Raw genomic sequence first — 17,802 nt, 5'->3', positions numbered from 1 at the left:
TAACGGCTGGGGGAAGGGGACGGCATGGTGGCCACGGGCGGGCCGGAGTTCCGGGTCGTGAACACGATCAGCGGTGGCCTCTACCTCGGTCCGGTCATCCAGGCCCGGGACGTCACCGTGCGGTTGCCGCCGCGGATCACGCCGGCGCTGGGCGGGCTACCGGCACCCTCGCCCGCGTTCACCGGCCGCCAGCGGGACATCGAGAGGGTGCGGGAGGTCCTGGCCCCGGGTGGGAGCGATGCAGGTGGGCCGCGGACGGTGCTGGTCAGTGCCGTCTCCGGGCTGGCCGGCGTCGGCAAGACCGAGCTGGCGGTGAAGGTCGGCACCCTCGCGTGGCAGGAGTGGGGCTGGTTCCCCGGTGGGGTGCTGTTCACCGAGCTGCACGGCTACGACCCGGAGCGCCACGTCGCCCCCGAGCAGGCGTTGGAAGGGCTGCTGCGGGCGTTGGCCGTGCCCGGTGAGCACGTCCCGCACACGCTCCAGGACCGGCAACGGCTCTACCGCAGCATCCTGGCCGCCTACGCCGAGGAGGGCCGGCGGATCCTCGTCGTGATCGACAACGCCGCCACCGCCGACCAGGCCCGCCCCCTGCTGCCCGCCGACGGCGTCAACGCCGCCCTGGTCACCTCCCGTCACACCCTGGCCCTCGACGCCCGCCTGCACGACCTCAACGTCCTGGACGAGCCCGAAGCCGTCGGAATGCTGCGTGAGACGCTGCGCGTGGCCCGCGGCGACGGCGACACCCGCATCAGCCGGGCCCCCGAGGCCGCGGGGCGGATCGCCCGGCTGTGCGCCGGCCTGCCGCTGGCGTTGAGCATCGCCGCCTCCCTGCTGGCCGAGGACGACACCCAGGACTACACCGCGGCCGACCTGGTCGAGGAACTGGAGTCCGAACACACCCGGCTGGAACAGCTCAGCTACGACGAACGCGCGGTCCGCGCCGCGTTCGACCTGTCCTACCGGCGTCTCGACCAGCGGCAGGCCCGGCTGTTCCGGCTCCTGCCCCTCAACCCCGGGCCCGACGTGTCCGGCGAGGCCGCCGCCCACCTCGCCGCCGTCGAGGAACGGGACGCCAGGCACCTCCTGACCCGCCTGGCCCGCGCCCACCTGATCGAACGCAAACCGGGCCGACGCTGGGGCATGCACGACCTGGTCCGCCTGTACGCCGGCGAGCACGGCCGCGCCCAGGCCGACACCGACGAACGCGAGGCGGCCCGAACCCGCCTGTTCACCCATTACCGGGACACCGCCGCCGCCGCTTCTGCCGCCGCCGGCCACGTGGCGGCCGACCCCGGTGACCGCTCAGGGCCATCCCGTTTCCGCGACCGCGAACAGGCGCTGCGGTGGCTGGACGCCGAACACGCCAACCTCGTCGCCACCGCGACCACCGCCCCCCGCCTCGGACACCCGGCAACCGCCACCGCACTCGCCTTCACCCTCGCCCACCACCTCAACCACCGCCGTCACTTCGACGACTGGCTCGCCCTCACCACCACCGCCCTGGCCGTCGTCCGGGAGGCCGGCGACCGCCGAGGTGAGGGCACGGCGTTGAACAACCTGAGCGTCGTCCTGCGGGAGGTGCGCAGGTTCGGGGAGGCCGTGGACGCCGGCACCCGCGCCGTCGACCTCCGCCGGGAGACCGGCGACCACCACGGCGAAGCCAGGGCGCTGGCCAACCTCGGCGCCGCACTGCGGGGAGTGCGCAGGTTCGCGGAGGCCGTCGAGGTGCTCACCGCCGCCGCCGACCTGAACCGGGGGGCGGGCGACCGCCGAGGTGAGGGCACGGCGTTGAACAACCTGAGCGTCGTCCTGCGGGAGGTGCGCAGGTTCGGGGAGGCCGTGGACGCCGGCACCCGCGCCGTCGACCTCCACCGGGAGACCGGTGACCGCCAGGGCGAGGGCATGGCGCTGAACAATCTCGGCTCAGCCCTGGGGGAGTCGGGTCGCTTCGCGGAGGCCGTCGAGGAGCTCACCGCCGCCGCCGACCTCTTCCGCGAGGCCGGTGACCGCCACGGCGAGGGCCAGGCATCGACCAACCTCGGCGCCGCCCTGAGCGAGGTGGGACGGTTCGCGGAGGCCGTCGAGGTGCTCACCGCCGCCGCCGACCTGAACCGGGAGACCGGTGACCGCCACGGCGAGGCCACGGTGCTGAACAATCTCTGCGCCGCCCTGAACGAGGTGGGACGGTTCGCGGAGGCCATGGACGCCGGCACCCGCGCCGTCGACCGCTACCGGGAGACCAGCGACCGGCATGGCGAGGGCATGGCGCTGACCAACCTCGGCCTGGTCCTGAGCGACGCGGGACGGTACGCGGAGGCCGCCGACACGTTCGCCGGCTCGGCCGACAGCTACCGGGAGGCGGGCGACCGCCCGAGCGAGGCCGCAGCACTGAGCAAACTCGGCCTGGCGCTGGTCGAGGTCGGACGGCGCGGCGACGGAAGCGTCGCGCTGGAGCGGGCGGTGGCGATCTACCGCGACGTGGCGAACCACGATCCCCGCATCGAGTCCGAGCTGGCCTCCCTGCTCCTCTTCCTGGCCTGTCTGAGCGTTGACGGCGGGCGCGAACTCCCGGCGGCCCTGGTGGCGGTGCTGGAGGCGGTGGAGCTGTTCGGCTCGCTGGCGGTGGCGCGACCGGAAAGCTTCGCCGGCCCGCTGCGCACCGCGCTGCAACTGCTGGCAGGCGTACTCGAAGACCTGGGCCGCGCCGAGGAGGCCGGGCGGGTCCACCGCCGGATCGCGGATCTCGGCCCTCCGGAGGCGGGACAGCCCGGGCTGTGATGCCGTGGCGGTGGCGGGCGCCCGGCTCCGCCTACGTTCGGGGCGGGGCCACGGCGGCCAGGTCGGCCACGCTGCCGGACATGACGGTGCGGACGTGCTGGGTGAGGTGGTCCAGCGGCCAGTCCCACCAGGCCAGGTCGAGGAGGCGGGCGATGTCCGCGTCGTCGAAGCGGCGGCGGATCAGGCGGGCCGGGTTGCCGCCGACGATGGCGTAGTCCGGGACGTCGTCGACCACCACGGAGCCCGAGGCGACGACCGCGCCGTGTCCGATGCGGACGCCGGGCATCACCATGGCCTGGTAGCCGAGCCACACGTCGTTGCCGACGACCGTGTCACCACGACCGGGGAGGCCGGTGATCAGGTCGAAGTGCTCCGACCAGGAGCCGCCCATGATCGGGAAGGGGAAGGTCGAGGGCCCGTCCATCCGGTGGTTGGCGCCGTTCATGATGAACCGCACCCCCTCGCCCAACGCGCAGTACTTCCCGATGACGAGCCGCTCGGGACCGTAGTGGTACAGCACGTTCCGGGTCTCGAACGCCGTCGGGTCGTCCGGGTCGTCGTAGTACGTGAACTCCCCGACCTCGATCAACGGCGAGGTCACCAGCGGCTTCAGCAGCACCACGCGGGGCTGCTCCGGCACGGGGTGCAGGACGTCGGGGTCGGCGGGGACGAGGGGCATGCGGTTCGACTTCCTCGGGTGGTACGGGTCGGACTCCTCTCCCAGTTTCCATGATCGCGGTGCCGTGGTCGGCCGCGGGTCAGAGGCCCCGGATCTCAGAGGTCCTGGATCTGGGTGACCAGCATGGCGACGGCGAAGAAGCCGTAGAAGCCGATGGCCGCCAGCATGCCGAACAGGCGGGGGCCGCCGAGGCGGATCCGGCGCGGGAGGTCGTGGGTGTTGAGGCGGACGATCAGGACCGAGTAGAGCAGGGTGACCACCGAGGCGGCGCAGGTGGAGACGACCAGGAGGCCGATCGGCTGGGTGAAGCCGGCGACCAGGATGATCGAGCCGAGGACGATCTCCGTCCACACCACCGTCAGGTAGAGGCGGGACTCGGTCCAGTGGGCGGAGCCGCGCAGGTAGGTGCGGTGCAGGAAGTCGGCGGTGACCCGGCCGATGACGTCGAGCAGGCCCATGGCGCACGCCCACAGCGACACCGCGGCGATCGCGAAGAACAGCAGCTTCAGCCAGGTGCCGACCTCGTCCTGGAGGATGCCGCCCTGGATGTCGAGGAACGCGGGCGAGGAGTCCAGGTCGTCGCGGCCGAAGAGGGTCTCGTAGGCCAGCAGGCTCATGATGCCGATGGTGACCACGCAGACCACGGTGAACGTCACCAGATGCTCGGCGTTGGCGCGCTTCCACCACAGCTGCCAGCGGGCCAGGTTCCGTTCGTCCTCGGGGAAGGCGTAGCGGTCGGTGCCGGCCGCCTCCTCGCGGCCGGTGATGGGGGAGACGAGGCGCGGGACGTGAGCGCCCATGCCGTAGCCCTTGTCCCGTATCCAGTTGCTGAGCACGAGGTTGTGCACGCCGCCGGCGCCGGCCGCGCCGATCGCGCTGAGCAGCATGGTGAACGTGATCCCGTCCGGGATCTGGCCGAAGCCGGTCACCGTCTCCTCTGCGCCCTCGCCCCAGCTCGACGCGGAGATGACGAAGACCACGACCACCAGGAGGAAGAAGAGGGTCAGCGCCACCTTCACGACCTCGACGCGCTCGACCGTCCGGTAGATGACCCGGGAGGCGGACAGCAGCCCGCCGATCAGGAACAGCACCACGACCGACACCCACACCGGATCGCCCCAGCCGACCAGGTAGGTGAACACCGTGGAGCCGCTGGTCGCCCATCCGGGCCAGACGTACTGGAAGGCGCCGGCCAGGCATATCACCACGCCCCAGCCCCGCCACCAGCGCGACACCCCGGCGACCACGGTCTGCCCGGTGGCCAGCGTGTACCGCTCGATCTCCAGGTTGATGACCGTCTGGATCAGCACGGTGAGCAGCGCGAGCCACAGCAGGCCGAGGCCGCCTATGGAGGTCAGGTAGGGCCACAGGATGATCTCCCCGGCCGCCATCCCGATGCCGACGGCGACCACGCCGGGGCCGATCATCCGGCGCAGCGGCGGGGGTTCGGGGAGGTCGCGCAGCTCGACCGGCGGCGCGGGAACCTTTCTTTTCATGCGTGCCATGGGGACCTCCAGGCGGGGACGGGGCGGGGAGCGATACGGGGAACGGGGGAAGCGGGGGAGGAGCGGGGGCCGGTCACAGGTGGGCGGCGTGCCGGGCGTGCTGCGCGGCGAGGCGGATCGGGGCGTTGCGGGCGCCGAAGCCCAGGTAGCCGGGGTCGCGCTGGACGATCTCGAAGAAGACGCGGTCGACGGCGGTGGTGTAGCAGTGCCGGAACGCGCCGCCGTCGTCGCGGTCGTAGAGGATGCCGAACTCCCGGTACGTCGCCAGCTGGTCCGGGTCGAGGGCGAACTGGGCGGCCAGGTCGTCGTAGTAGTTGTCGGGGATCCGCAGCAGGTGGCCGGCGTCCCGCAGGCGGCGGGCGACGGCCACGATGTCCCGGGTGGCCAGCGCGACGTGCTGCGGGCGGGCGGCGTCGTCCGTGGGTGCGGGGCCGACGGCCAGCGCGATGCGGACGGAGCCGTCCTCGTTGGTGACGGCGCGGCTGCGCAGCAGCCCGTAGGGGTCGGCGATGTCGACGCTGCCGTGCGCCTGCAGGCCGAGGACGGTGCGGTGGAACAGCGCCGCCTCGTCGAACTGGTGCCAGGGCTGGGTGAGCGCCAGATGGTCCACCCCGTCGATGCCCGGCCCCGAGTCCTGGTACGGGGCCTGGTCCGGGCTCTCGCCGGGCGCCGCGTTCGGCGGGTCCGCCGCGCGGTGGGGCAGCGGGCGGAAGTCGTCGGTCCAGCTGGGCAGCCCGGGGCGGTCCGTGGCGCAGAAGAAGAGCTCGGTTCCGTCCGGCGCCGCGACGGCGTCGAGCGGCGCGTCCTCGGCCGCCCGGCGGCGCGGCAGCACCGGCGCCAGCAGCGTCTCGGCGCGCTCCGCCGCGGCGGCGGGATCCGGCGACTCCAGGCCGATCGCCGCCACGGTGAGGCCGTCCCTCCGGGTGGCCGACGCGGTGTTGACCAGCACCCTGGCCTCGCCCTGGGACCACAGGTCGACCGGTTTGGAGGCGTGCCGGGCGGTGCGGGCGAAGCCCAGCGCGCGCAGCAGCCCGGTCACCGGCTCGGTGTCCGGGGTGACCAGCTCGGCGAAGGCGACGCCGGTGGGGGCGACGGAGGCGGGCGGCGCCCCCAGGCCGGCCGCCTCCTGGAGCGCGACCAGCGAACGGCGCGCGTCCACGGCGGTGCTGCCGGCCTCGGCCTGGCGGAAGACGTCGTTGAACACCTCCAGGGACAGCGGACCCCGGTAGCCGGCGCGGACCGCCGCCCGGACCAGCCCGGTGACGTCGAGGCCGCCCTGACCGGGGAAGCAGCGGTAGTGGCGGCTCCACTGGAGGACGTCCATGGCGAGCATCGGGGCGTCCGCGAGCTGGAGGAAGAAGATCTTCTCGCCGGGCAGGGCCGCGACGCCCTCCGGCGCCGACCCGCGGGCGAGGATGTGGAAGCTGTCCAGGCAGAGGCCGAGCGCCGGATGGTCGGCGGCGGCCACCACCCGCCAGGCGTGGTCGTAGGTGCTGACGTGCCGGCCCCAGGCGAGCGCCTCGTACGCCACCCGCACGCCGTGCTCCTGCGCCAACCCGGCGAGCGCGGAGAGCTGTTCGGCGGCCAGCGCGTCGTCGTCCACGGCCGTCGGCGCGACGCTGGAGCACACCAGCACGGTGTCCGTGCCGAGCCGGCGCATCAGGCGGAACTTGTGCGCGGCGCGGCGCAGGTTGCGGGCGAACTCCTCAGCGGGCACGGCCTCGACGTCCCGCATCGGCTGGTAGAGGTAGAGCGCGAGCCCGAGGTCGGCGGCGCGGGCCCTGACCTCCTCCGGGGTGAGCGGGCTGGCCAGCAGGTCGTTCTCGAAGAGCTCCACGCCGTCGAACCCGGCGCGGGCCGCCGCGGCGAGCTTCTCGGTCAGCGATCCGCTGAGCGAGACGGTCGCGATCGACGTGCGCATCAGGTGACTCCTCGGATGGTTTCCGGATGGGGGTGCGTGGCGGTGCGGTGCGGCTGAGGGCTGGGCGTCGGGGCGCGGTGCGTCGGCGGCGTCAGACACGGGGCGCCCCCCGCGCCCCCGGCGGGGCCTGGTCGAGGGCCGGCTCGGCGCCGCCCGCCAGCTCGGCGAGGTCGGCGAGCATCCGCGCCGTGTCCGGCTCGCACCGGGTGATCAGCCGGAACGCCTCCGCCGCCTGCACGGCGGCCATGCCGCCGCCGTCGAGCGTGGCGCAGCCGCGCGCCCGGGCGGCCCGCAGCAGTTCGGTCTCCAGCGGCCGGTAGACCACCTCGGCGACCCACAGGCGCCGGTCCAGCAGCGCGGCCGGCAGCGGCAGCCCCGGATGTCCCGCCATGCCGGTCGGGGTGGCGTGCACCAGCCCGTCGGCCCCGCGCAGCAGCCGGGGCAGCGCGTCCCGGTCCGCCGCGGCCGCCCGCCCGTCGCCGAAGTGACCGTTCAGGGCGGCGGCCAGGCCGGCAGCGCGGGCCGGCAGCGCGTCCACGACGGTCAGCCGGCCGGCTCCGAGGCCGAGCAGGGCGTGCGCCACGGCGGCCCCGGCGCCGCCCGCCCCGAGCAGCACCACCCGGTCCCGCGGCGCGTCCGGCAGCCCGCGGGCGAACGCCGCGCCGAACCCGGTGACGTCGGTGTTGTGGCCGACGGCCGCGCCGTCGTCGAAGACGATGGTGTTGACCGCGCCCAGCGCCCTGGCCTGGGGCGCGAGCGCGTCGAGGTGGGGGAGCACCGCCTGCTTGCACGGATGGGTGACGTTGAGCCCGTCGTAGCCCACGTCGCGGGCGGCCCTGACCAGGTCGCCGACCCGTTCGGGCGGCACCCCGAGCGTGGCGATGTCGATGAGCCGGTACAGGTAGCGCACGCCCTGCCGGTCGGCCTCGCGCTCGTGCAGCGCGGGGCTGAGCGACGGGCCGATGCCGGAGCCGATCAGTCCGACGAGGTACGAGGGACCGTTCACCGGCTTCCCTTCCCAGTAATGTACGAACTAGTTCGTTAGTGATACCACCCACGTCGCCGCCTGGGAAGACGTCGTGCGGCGATCGCCGCCGTCGCGGCCACTCCTAGAATCGCGACCGGCGCCCCGCGGACGAGCCGAACGCCGGAGGGCCGACGCCGCGGGCCGGGCCGCGGCGGGAGACGGATGAGCGGCGGGGCCATGGAGGGAGACGGATGAGCAGCGAGGGGGAGCCGGCACGGGCCCGCATCCGGGACGCGGACCGCACGCGCGCCGAGATCCTGGACGTCGCCACCGGGGAGTTCGCCAGAGCCGGGTTCGCGGGCGCGCGGGTGGACGAGATCGCCGCGCTCACCCGGACCACGAAGCGGATGATCTACTACTACTTCGGCAGCAAGAAGAAGCTCTTCACCGCGGTGCTGGAGCGCATGTACACGACCATCCGGGAGGCGGAGCAGGCGCTGGACGTCGACCACCTCGACCCGGTCGCCGCGATCCGCCGCCTCGCCGAGCTGACCTTCGACCACCACGAGTCGCATCCGGAGTTCATCCGGCTGGTCAGCATCGAGAACATCCGGGAGGCCGAGCACATCCTCGCCTCGGCGGAGCTCGGGCGGCTGAGCTCCCCGGCGATCGACGTGCTCGACCGCATCCTGGCGTCGGGCCGCGCCGCCGGGGTGTTCCGGGACGACGTGGACGCCGTGGACGTGCACGTGCTGATCAGCTCGTTCTGCTTCTTCCGGGTGGCCAACCGGCACACCTTCGGCGCGCTCTTCCACCGCGACCTGGTCGCCGGCGACCGGCGCGAACACTACCGCGCGATGGTCGGCGACATGATCGTCGGCTACCTCACGACCACGGCCCCACCCGCCCCCCGGCCGGGCCCGGCGGGATGAGGCGGTTCCCGAGGCGGTTCCCGAGGGGTGGTCCCGAGGCGATCTCCCGTCCCCTGCTCGTTCCCTGACCCGCCACGGGCCAGGGAACGAGCGTGGACGTGGTGCGGCGCCGAACCCACGGGATGACCCGACCGTTCCCCTCGCGGCGTCACGGCGCGCCGCTCGGTCGTCTTCCCGCGGGCCCCTCCTCCTCCCCCCAGAGAAGAAGGCGGCCTGTGCCGGCAGCCCGCACCGTTCTCCGGCGACGCCCAACCCCGATCGCCCACGCCTCGGGCCCCCCACAAGCCCCGAGGTGTCACGTCTGGCAGTGCGCCCCCGTGCACTCCGGTCCGCCGGCCCTCCCCACGTCGGGCCACCGACGTCCCTCGGCCCTCGTCCCGGTGCGCACTGACCGACAGTCTCGGCGGTGATCGGCTTGTTGCGCAGCCCCGGCCCACCGGATGCAACAAAACGGGAGATCGTCGGCCGCGACGCCGGCGGGCGCCGGGACCCGTGGCTGGCAGCGTTGCTGGAGTACGAAAGGAGTGTTTAGCCTGGCCACTGGTCGGCGGACGTCCGGGCGCCGGAGCCTTGCGAGGGGGATCGTCGACATGGGCCGTCAGGAAAGGCAGTTGGATCCGGACGCCGGCGAGGTGCAGCGCTTCGCCGCGCAGTTACGGGAACTGCGCCGCGAGGCCGGGGGCATGACCTACCGGGCGATGGCCGAGCGCACCCCCTACACGGTCTCCACGCTGTCCCGGGCGGCGGGCGGCGAACGGCTGCCGTCGCTGCCGGTGACCCTGGCCTACGTCGCGGCCTGCGGCGGCGACCCGCAGGAGTGGGAGGCGCGCTGGCGGCTGGTCTCCGACGTGGTCGCCGTCCAGGCGGACGACGCCGCCGAGGCGACGGCACCGTATCCCGGCCTGGCCCGGTTCGAGCCGACGGACCGGAAACGGTTCTTCGGCCGCGACGAGCTGGTCGACGACCTGCTGCGGATGGTGCGCGACGCGCGCTTCTCGGTGCTGTTCGGGCCGTCGGGGAGCGGAAAGTCCTCGCTGCTGCGGGCCGGGCTCATTCCGGCGCTGCGGAACGGGCGGGCGCAACTGCCGGCGCCCGACGGCATCCGGATCTGCACGCCAGGCGAACACCCGATGGGTGTCAGCGCCGGCGTGCTCGCGCCGCGCGAGGGCGACGGGGACGGGGACACCCTGGTGGTGGTGGACCAGTTCGAGGAGGTCTTCACGCTCTGCCGGGACCCGGGCGAACGGTCGCGGTTCGTGGACCGGGTGCTGGCCGCCCGCGAGCCCGACAGCCGCTTACGGGTCGTGGTCGCGGTGCGGGCCGACTTCTACGGCCGCTGCGCCGAACACCCCGCGCTCGCCCGCGCGTTGAACGAGGCCAGCCTGCTGGTCGGGCCGATGGAGCCGGACCAGTTACGGGAGGCCATCGTCAAGCCGGCGCAGGCCGAGGGGCTGATCGTCGAGCGGGCGTTGACCGCCCGGGTCATCTCCGAGGTCGCCGACGAGCCCGGCGGGCTGCCGCTGATGTCGCACGCCCTGCTGGAGACCTGGCGCCGGCGCAAGGGCCGCAGCCTGAGCCTGGCGGGCTACGAGTCCGCCGGGGGCGTCCGCGGCGCGGTCGCCCACACCGCGGAGGAGGCGTGGGGGCAGCTCACCGAGGAACAGGGCGACCTGGCCCGACGGATCCTGCTCCGGCTGGTCACCCCGGGCGAGGGCGCGCCGGACACCCGGCGGCCCATCGACCGGCGGGAGCTGGCCTTCGCCGACCCGGCGGAGATCGACGCGGTGCTGGAACACCTGGCCAGGGCCCGGCTGCTGACCCTGGACGGCACCGGCATCGACCTGGCGCACGAGGCGTTGATCACCGCGTGGCCCCGCTTCGCCCGCTGGATCGACGCCGAACGGGAACGGCTCCGGGTCCATCGGCGGCTGACCGACGACGCCGGCTCCTGGCAGGACCTGCGCCGCGACCCGGGCGCCCTCTACCGCGGCAGCCGCCTGGCCGGCGCCGAGGATCTCTTCCCCGCCGAACGCCGCGGCGAGCTCACCGACCTGGAGCGGGTCTTCCTCACCGCCAGCCTGCACGCCCGGGAACAGGAGCACCAGGCCGCCGCCCGCACCACCCGCCGGCTGCGGGCCCTCGCCATCGGTCTGGCGGTCCTGCTGGTCACCGCGCTGAGCACCACCGTGATCGCCGTGAACCAGCAGCAGGCGTCGGTGCGCGAACAACAGCGGGCCGTCGCCGCGCAGGACACCGCGCGCTCCCGGCAACTGGCCGCCGAGTCCCGGGCGTTGCTGGGCAGCAATCCGGACCTGGCGTCGCTGCTGGCCGTCGAGGCCTACCGGCTCGACCCCACCGCCGAGGCCAGGAGCAGCCTGCACGCCGCCGCCACGGTTCCCCTCAAGTACCGCCTCACCACCCCGGGCCCGGTCAGGACACTGGCCCTCAGCCCCGAGGCGAACCTGCTCGCCGCCGGCACCGCCGAGGGCACGATCCGGCTGTGGGACGCGGACACCGGCGAGCCCCGGATGACGCTCAACCCGGCCCGCAGCGCCACCGACTATCCGCGCGGTCCGGTGCAGGAGATCGTCTTCAGCCCGGACGGCTCCCTCCTGGCCAGCCACAGCGACGTCGCCGGGGGCATCGTGCAGTTGTGGGACGTGGCCACCGGCGACTTCCGGCTCCTCGACGACGCGTCCTGGGTGAGCTCGCTCGCCTTCAGCCCGGACGGCTCCCTCCTCGCCACCGGCGACGTGGGAGGAGACGTGCGGATGTGGGACGTGGCGACCGGGGAGCGCCGCGGTGACGAGATCCCCGGCGGCTCGTCGGGCGTCGTGTCGCTCGCCTTCAGCCCGGACGGCGTCACCCTGGCCACCGGGGACATGCGGGGCGACGTCCGGCTTCTGGACGCGCACACCGGAACGCTCCGGCGGATCCTCACGGACCACACGGAGAGCCTCACCTCCCTGGCCTTCAACAGGGACGGCTCGCTGCTGGCCACCGGCAGCGAGGACGGCACCGCGCGGGTGTGGGAGCCGACCGCCGGCGAGCCGCGCTACACGTTCATCGTGACCCCGCGGGAGGCCGCGGTGCGGGCGGTGACGTTCGGCGCCGACGACGTGCTGGCCACCGGCAGCGAGGACGGGCCCGTGCGGCTCTGGGACACGGATACCGGCATGATGCGGATCGCCCTCAACGGCCACCAGCACAGCATCACGTCCCTGGCCTTCGGCGCGGGCAGCGCCACGCTCGCCAGCGGCGACAGCGCCGGCACCATCCGGCTGTGGGACACCGAGGCCGGCACCCCGCGGTACCGGTTGGCCGACGACGGCGCCGAGGTGACCTCCCTCCAGTTCAGCCCCGACGGTTCGCTGCTGGCCTCGGCGGGCGGCGACGGGACGGCCCGGCAGTGGCACACGGCCAGCGGCGAGCCCCGTGCCGAGACCGCTACCGGACCGGTGACCACGACGGTCCTGTCGCCCGACGGGACCATGCTGGCCACCGGCGCCACCGACGGCACCGTGCGACTCTGGGACGTCGCCGCGGGCACGAGGATCCGGGAGCTGCCGGCGCGCGCCGGCTGGGTGGCCTCGTTGGCCTTCAGCCCCGACGGCGAGACGCTTGCCGTCGGCTACGACGGCGGCACGCTGCGGCTGTGGGACGTCGCCACCGGCGAGACCCGCGAGACGCTGGCGACGGGCTGGGTGACCGCGATGGCGTTCTCGCCCGACGGCGCTGTCCTCGCCACCGGCGGCGTCGAGGGGCGGACCCGGCTGTGGAACACCGTCACGGGCGGGCTCCGCACCACGCTCGTCGGCACCGGCTGGACGACCTCGCTGTCCGTCGACCCCGACGGCACCACTCTCGCCTCCGCCGGCCAGGACGGGCTGGTCCGGCTGTGGGACATCGCCACCGGACAGCGCCTGGGCGACATCAAGGACGCGCGGCACACCCTCGTCACGGTGGCCTTCAGCCCCGACCGCACCACCCTCGCCGTGGGCAGCGAGGACGGCACCGTGCAGGTCTGGGACACCGCGACGCTGGAGAAGCGCTCGACCATCATGGGGCACCGCACCGCCGTCGAGGCGCTGGCGTTCTCCCCGGACGGCGCCACCCTCGCCACCGGCGACCGGCAGGGCAGGGTCCGGTACTGGGAGGAGGACGTGTTCACGCCGACCGAGGCCATCGACCAGGTGTGCCAGGCCGTCAACCGGGACCTCACCGAGGAGGAGCGTCTGCTCTACCTGCCCGACGACCGGGTGCGGCCCGTCTGTTAGCCGGGTCGTGGTCGGGTCGTGGCTGGGGCGTGGTTCGGTCGTGGCCGGTGTGCGGGGCGGCCTGGCGGGCGGGGCCTCGCGGCGTAGAACGTTCTCCGTCAGGGCCGCCGTCCACTCCGCGGCACCGTGGTATGAATGGGCGCGTCCACAGGCTGGGGGGAGTGGGGGAGCGGTCATGGAGCCGACGGCGCGGCGGGTGACGATCGCCGACGTCGCGCGCCGGGCGGGCGTGTCCACCTCGGCGGTCAGCAAGGTGTTGCGCAACGCCCGCGGGGTCAGCCCCGGCATGCGCGAGCGGGTGCGCGCCACCATGACGGAGCTCGGCTACCGGCCGCACGCGGCGGCCCGCGGCATGCGCGGCCGGACGTACACGGTCGGGGTGTTGCTGGACAACATCCGCAACGCCTTCTTCGCCGACCTGCTGGAGGGCGTCACCGAGGAGCTGAGCGACAGCGAGTACACGGTGCTGGTCGGCGCGGCGGGCTTCGCGCCGGGGGACCAGGCTCGGGTCGCGCACGCGATGGTGGACCGCCGGATGGACGGCCTGATCCTCATCGCGCCCGGCATCCCCAGGGGCGAGGTGGCCGCCACCGCGACGCACGTGCCCACGGTCGTCATCGGCCACCACGACCGCGCCGCCGAGTTCGACTCCGTCGTCGACGACGACGCCACCGGGGGCGGGCTGGTCGTCGACCACCTGGTGGCGCTGGGGCACCGCAGGATCGCGCACGTCTCCGCCCTGGGCAACAGCGTGGGCCGGTGGGCCCGTAGGCCGGAGGTGGCGCTCGCCGAGGGATACCGGGAGGCGATGCGGCGGCACGGCCTGGCCGAGCACGAGCAGATCATCAGGGTCAGGTTCTCCGAGGAGTTCGGCTACCAGGCGGGCCTGCGGCTGCTCGCCGCGGGCACCCGCCCGACCGCCATCCTCGTCGGGGCCGACGTCGCCGCCCTCGGGGTGTTCCGGGCCGCCGGGGAACTGGGCCTGGCCATCCCCGACGACGTCTCCCTGGTCGGCTTCAACAACACGGCCGTCGCCGCGCTGCCGCCGGTCCAGCTCACCAGCGTCGACCAGGCGGGGCACGCGATGGGGGCGGCGGCGGCCCGGCTGCTGCTGGAGCGCGTCGAGGGCCGCCGCACCCGCGCCCAGCTCGTCTCCGTATCCCCGCAGTTGGTGGTCCGCCGCACCACCGCGAAGCCGCCGCGGGCGTAGCGAGCAGGACTCCCGGCCCGTCCCGTTTATCCCTTCGTTATAAACGCCCGGGTTGACGCACGGCGGCTCACCGGTCAGCCTTTGAAACGCTTCAACCCGGACAACGTTCTACGCCCGGCCGGCTGTGAGCCGGCCCTCGACGCCTCCGCGTCCCCGCCATCCCCCTCCGGCTCCCCGAAACCCGCCTCCCCGCTTCCGTGCTCTTCCCTTCCCGCGACGCACTCCCTCCCGCGTAGCAGAACTCCCCAGGTTTCCGGTTCGGACTCGCCAACGCACTCCGGGCCAAGGAGGTTCGACGACATGAGGTTCGGCTCAACCGCTCACCGCCCGTCCGTACTCGCCGCGGTCGCGGCGCTCTCGCTCCCCCTGGCCGCCTGCAGCGCGGGTGACCTGGGGTCGAGCGGGAGCGACGACGGCAAGGTGACCCTGTCCTATCTGGTCGACAACAGCCCGCAGGGGGTCGAGTCGGCGGAGCAGCTCGTGCGGGACTTCGAGGAGGCCCACCCCGACATCGCCGTCGACATCGAGACCCGTCCGCAGGGCGGCGAGGGCGACAACCTGGTGAAGACCAGGCTGGCGACCGGCGAGATGAACGACGTCTTCCTGTACAACTCCGGCTCCCTGTTCCAGGCGCTGAACCCGCAGCAGAACCTGGTGCCGGTCACCGACGAGGGCTGGGTCGGCGACATCGACGACTCCTTCCGCTCCACCGTCACCGCCGAGGACGACGTCTACGGCGCGCCGTTCGGCACCCACATGGGCGGCGGCGTGCTCTACAACCGGGAGGTGTACGCCGACCTCGACCTGGAGGTGCCGACCACCTGGGACGAGTTCATGGCGAACAACGCCGCGATCAAGGACGCCGGCGTCGCCCCCGTAGCCCAGACCTACCAGGACACCTGGACCTCGCAGCTGTTCGTGCTGGGCGACTTCCACAACGTGACCGCCGCGGAGCCGAACTTCGCCGAGGACTACACCGCCAACGAGGCCAAGTACGCGAGCTCGCCCGCCGCGATCCAGGGCTTCGAGCACCTCCAGGAGGTGTACGAGGCCGACTACCTCAACGAGGACTTCGCCTCCGCGACCTACGAGGACGGCCTCCGGCTGATCGGCGAGGGCGAGGTCGCGCACTACCCGATGCTGACCAACGCGGTCCCCCCGATGGTGGACACCGTGCCCGCCGCCGAGCAGGACGTCGGCTTCTTCGCGCTGCCCGGCGACGACGCGGCCAGCAACGGCCTGACCGTGTGGACCCCGGCCGGCGTCTACATCCCGAAGACCACCGAGGGGGAACAGCTGGACGCGGCGAAGCAGCTCCTGGCGTTCATCGCCAGCCCCGCCGGCTGCGAGTCCCAGCTCGCGGCGGCCATGCCGTCGGGCCCGTACGCCGTCGAGGGCTGCGAACTGCCCGCCGACGTGCCGCAGGCCGTCCAGGACACCCAGGCGTACTTCGACGAGGAGGCGGTCAGTCCGGCGCTGGAGTTCCTGTCCCCGGTCAAGGGCCCGGCGCTGGAGCAGATCACCGTCGAGGTCGGCTCGGGCATCCGTTCGGCGCAGTCGGGCGCGGAGCTGTACGACGAGGACGTGGAGAAGCAGGCGCAGCAACTCGGCCTCGACGGCTGGTGACCCGGCCGGCGCACCCGCCGCCGGCGGCCGCGGGGGCCTCCCGCGCGATCCGCCCCGCGGCCTCCCGATCCGCCGTACCCCGACCCATCCGAGGTGCTCGCCCATGTCCCTGACCCTCGAGAAGAAGGCGGCCCGGCCGGGCCGGCAGGCCGCGCGCCGCGCCGGCCCCGGCCGGCGGAGCTCGTACCCGCACTGGTTCTACCTGCCGGCCGCGATCATCTACGCGACGCTGTTCCTGCTGCCGACCTGCGCGTCCTTCTTCTTCAGCCTCACCCGCTGGACCCTGTTCGACTACGAGTTCATCGGCTTCGAGAACTTCACGCAGTTCTTCCGCGAGCCGGCGCTGGTGAAGGGCCTGACCAACACCCTCATCTACGCCGTCGTGACGTCCGGGTCCAAGGTGGTGCTCGGGCTGCTGCTCGGCGTGCTGCTGACCTCCCAGATCATCGGGCGCGGCTTCCTGCGCTCGGTCGTCTTCTTCCCGGTGCTGGTGAGCCTGATCGGCGTCGGCATCACCTTCACGGCGCTGATGCACCCCTCCGAGGGCGTCATCAACCGGGCGCTGGAGCAGGTCGGCGTCGACGGGCCCGCCTGGTTGACCGACCCGTCGTTCGCCCTGCTGTCCGTCGCGCTGGTCGACGTGTGGCAGGGCGTCGGGCTGGCCACCGTGATCTACATCGCGGGCATCGTGTCCATCCCGCAGGAGTACTACGAGGCGGCGCAGGTGGACGGCGCCACCCCGTTCCAGCGCTTCTGGCACATCACGCTGCCGCTGGCCCGCCCCGCCATGGTCACCGTCATCATCCTGTCGCTGATCGGCGGGCTGCGGTCGTTCGACCTGATCTGGACCATGACCGGCGGCGGTCCCGGATTCACCTCGGACGTCATCGCCTCGGTCATCTACAAGCAGTACCAGGCCGGCTTCTACGGCCTGTCCACGGCGGGCAACGTCGTGCTCTTCCTGCTGGTGTCCGCGATCGTCGTCCCGCTGTTCTGGTTCCTCAGCCGCAAGGAGACCGAGCTGTGAGGCAGACGAGAACCGCGCCGCGGGGGCGGCAGGGCCGGCGGGGCCGGCCCAACTACTGGCTCACCGCGCTGGCGCTGCTGGCCTTCGCCGTGGTGTTCCTGGTGCCCTTCGCCTTCATCGTGCTGACCGCCGCCAAGGGGCAGCAGGAGGCGTCGCTGCTGGACTTCTCGCTGCCGTCGGACTGGCAGTTCGGCGAGAACCTCCAGGCGGTCCTGGAGGCCCGCGACTACCTGCTGATCATCGCGTTCATCAACAGCGTGGTGCTGACCGTCTCCAGCGTCACCGTCATGGTGGTGATCGCCTCGATGGTGGCCTTCGTGCTGCACCGCAGGCGCGGCCCGTGGACCGGCCCGGTCAACCTCCTGGTGCTGTCCGGGCTCATCATCCCGCCGGCCGTCGTCCCGACCATCTGGGTGCTCCAGGAGATCGGGCTGTTCAAGACGCTGCTCGGGCTCATCATGGTCGAGATCACCTTCGGTCTCGCGTTCTCCGTCCTGCTCTTCCGCGCCTTCATCGCCACCGTCCCGCGCGAGCTGGACGAGTCGGCGGTGATCGACGGGGCGGGCCCGTTGCGGCTCTTCTTCCGGGTGATCTTCCCGCTGCTGCGGCCGGTCACCATCACGGTGATCGTCGTCCAGTCGGTGGCCGTCTTCAACGACTTCGCCAACCCGCTCTACTTCCTGCCCGGCGAGGAGAACGCCACCGTCCAGCTGACCCTGTTCAACTTCCAGAGCCAGTTCGAGACGCAGTACAACCTGCTCTTCATGGACATCCTGCTCATCACGCTCCCGCCCCTGGTCATGTTCCTCTTCTTCAACCGGCAGATCGTGGCCGGCATGACCTCGGGGGCGATCAAGGGCTGAGTGGACCTCACGGCCTG

General features: G+C 73.1%; 11 protein-coding genes. 7 read left to right on the top strand and 4 right to left on the bottom strand.

What is annotated here, in order from left to right; translation table 11 throughout:
* Positions 1-24 precede the first annotated feature (24 nt).
* Positions 25-2,778 (top strand): tetratricopeptide repeat protein, encoded by a 2,754-nt coding sequence (locus ABGB06_RS11060; protein WP_347587873.1) that lies wholly within the window; start codon positions 25-27, stop codon positions 2,776-2,778.
* Between the two features lie 31 nt (positions 2,779-2,809).
* Here ABGB06_RS11060 and ABGB06_RS11055 read toward each other — a convergent pair whose 3' ends face one another.
* The 4 genes from ABGB06_RS11055 to ABGB06_RS11040 all read right to left on the bottom strand — a co-directional run bounded on the left by ABGB06_RS11055 (position 2,810) and on the right by ABGB06_RS11040 (position 7,889).
* Positions 2,810-3,457 carry a CatB-related O-acetyltransferase gene (locus tag ABGB06_RS11055; protein WP_347587871.1) on the bottom strand — a complete coding sequence of 216 codons (648 nt, stop codon included), beginning with the start codon at positions 3,455-3,457 and terminating at the stop codon, positions 2,810-2,812.
* Positions 3,458-3,552: 95 nt separating this feature from the next.
* Positions 3,553-4,953 carry an Nramp family divalent metal transporter gene (locus ABGB06_RS11050; protein ID WP_347587869.1) on the bottom strand — a complete coding sequence of 467 codons (1,401 nt, stop codon included), beginning with the start codon at positions 4,951-4,953 and terminating at the stop codon, positions 3,553-3,555.
* A gap of 82 nt (positions 4,954-5,035) precedes the next feature.
* Positions 5,036-6,883, bottom strand: coding sequence for a TIM barrel protein (locus ABGB06_RS11045; RefSeq protein WP_347587867.1), 1,848 nt, complete (start codon positions 6,881-6,883; stop codon positions 5,036-5,038).
* Positions 6,884-6,974: 91 nt separating this feature from the next.
* Entirely contained in the window at positions 6,975-7,889 is a 915-nt protein-coding gene (locus ABGB06_RS11040; RefSeq protein ID WP_347587865.1) for a shikimate dehydrogenase, read from the bottom strand.
* 212 nt (positions 7,890-8,101) lie between these two features.
* On the opposite strand from ABGB06_RS11040, the gene ABGB06_RS11035 reads away from it, so the two are divergent.
* The 6 genes from ABGB06_RS11035 to ABGB06_RS11010 all read left to right on the top strand — a co-directional run bounded on the left by ABGB06_RS11035 (position 8,102) and on the right by ABGB06_RS11010 (position 17,785).
* A complete protein-coding gene (locus ABGB06_RS11035; protein ID WP_347587863.1) occupies positions 8,102-8,782 on the top strand; it encodes a TetR/AcrR family transcriptional regulator in 681 nt (226 codons plus the stop codon).
* 590 nt (positions 8,783-9,372) lie between these two features.
* Positions 9,373-13,059, top strand: a complete 3,687-nt coding sequence (locus tag ABGB06_RS11030; RefSeq protein WP_347587861.1) for a helix-turn-helix domain-containing protein — start codon at positions 9,373-9,375, stop codon at positions 13,057-13,059.
* 175 nt (positions 13,060-13,234) lie between these two features.
* Positions 13,235-14,269 (top strand): LacI family DNA-binding transcriptional regulator, encoded by a 1,035-nt coding sequence (locus ABGB06_RS11025; RefSeq protein ID WP_347587859.1) that lies wholly within the window; start codon positions 13,235-13,237, stop codon positions 14,267-14,269.
* A gap of 300 nt (positions 14,270-14,569) precedes the next feature.
* Positions 14,570-15,895 (top strand): ABC transporter substrate-binding protein, encoded by a 1,326-nt coding sequence (locus tag ABGB06_RS11020; RefSeq protein ID WP_347587857.1) that lies wholly within the window; start codon positions 14,570-14,572, stop codon positions 15,893-15,895.
* A 103-nt stretch (positions 15,896-15,998) separates the two neighbouring features.
* Positions 15,999-16,922: a sugar ABC transporter permease gene (locus ABGB06_RS11015; protein WP_347587855.1), complete on the top strand. Its 924-nt coding sequence runs from the start codon at positions 15,999-16,001 to the stop codon at positions 16,920-16,922.
* Entirely contained in the window at positions 16,919-17,785 is an 867-nt protein-coding gene (locus ABGB06_RS11010) for a carbohydrate ABC transporter permease (protein ID WP_347587853.1), read from the top strand. Before ABGB06_RS11015 ends, ABGB06_RS11010 begins: the two co-directional genes overlap by 4 nt.
* Positions 17,786-17,802: the final 17 nt, after the last annotated feature.

This window comes from Streptomyces sp. B6B3 (assembly GCF_039871525.1).
Lineage (GTDB): Bacteria > Actinomycetota > Actinomycetes > Streptomycetales > Streptomycetaceae > Streptomyces.
The sequence above is the reverse complement of the archived record's forward strand: the minus strand, read 5'-3'. Positions and strand labels throughout refer to the sequence as shown.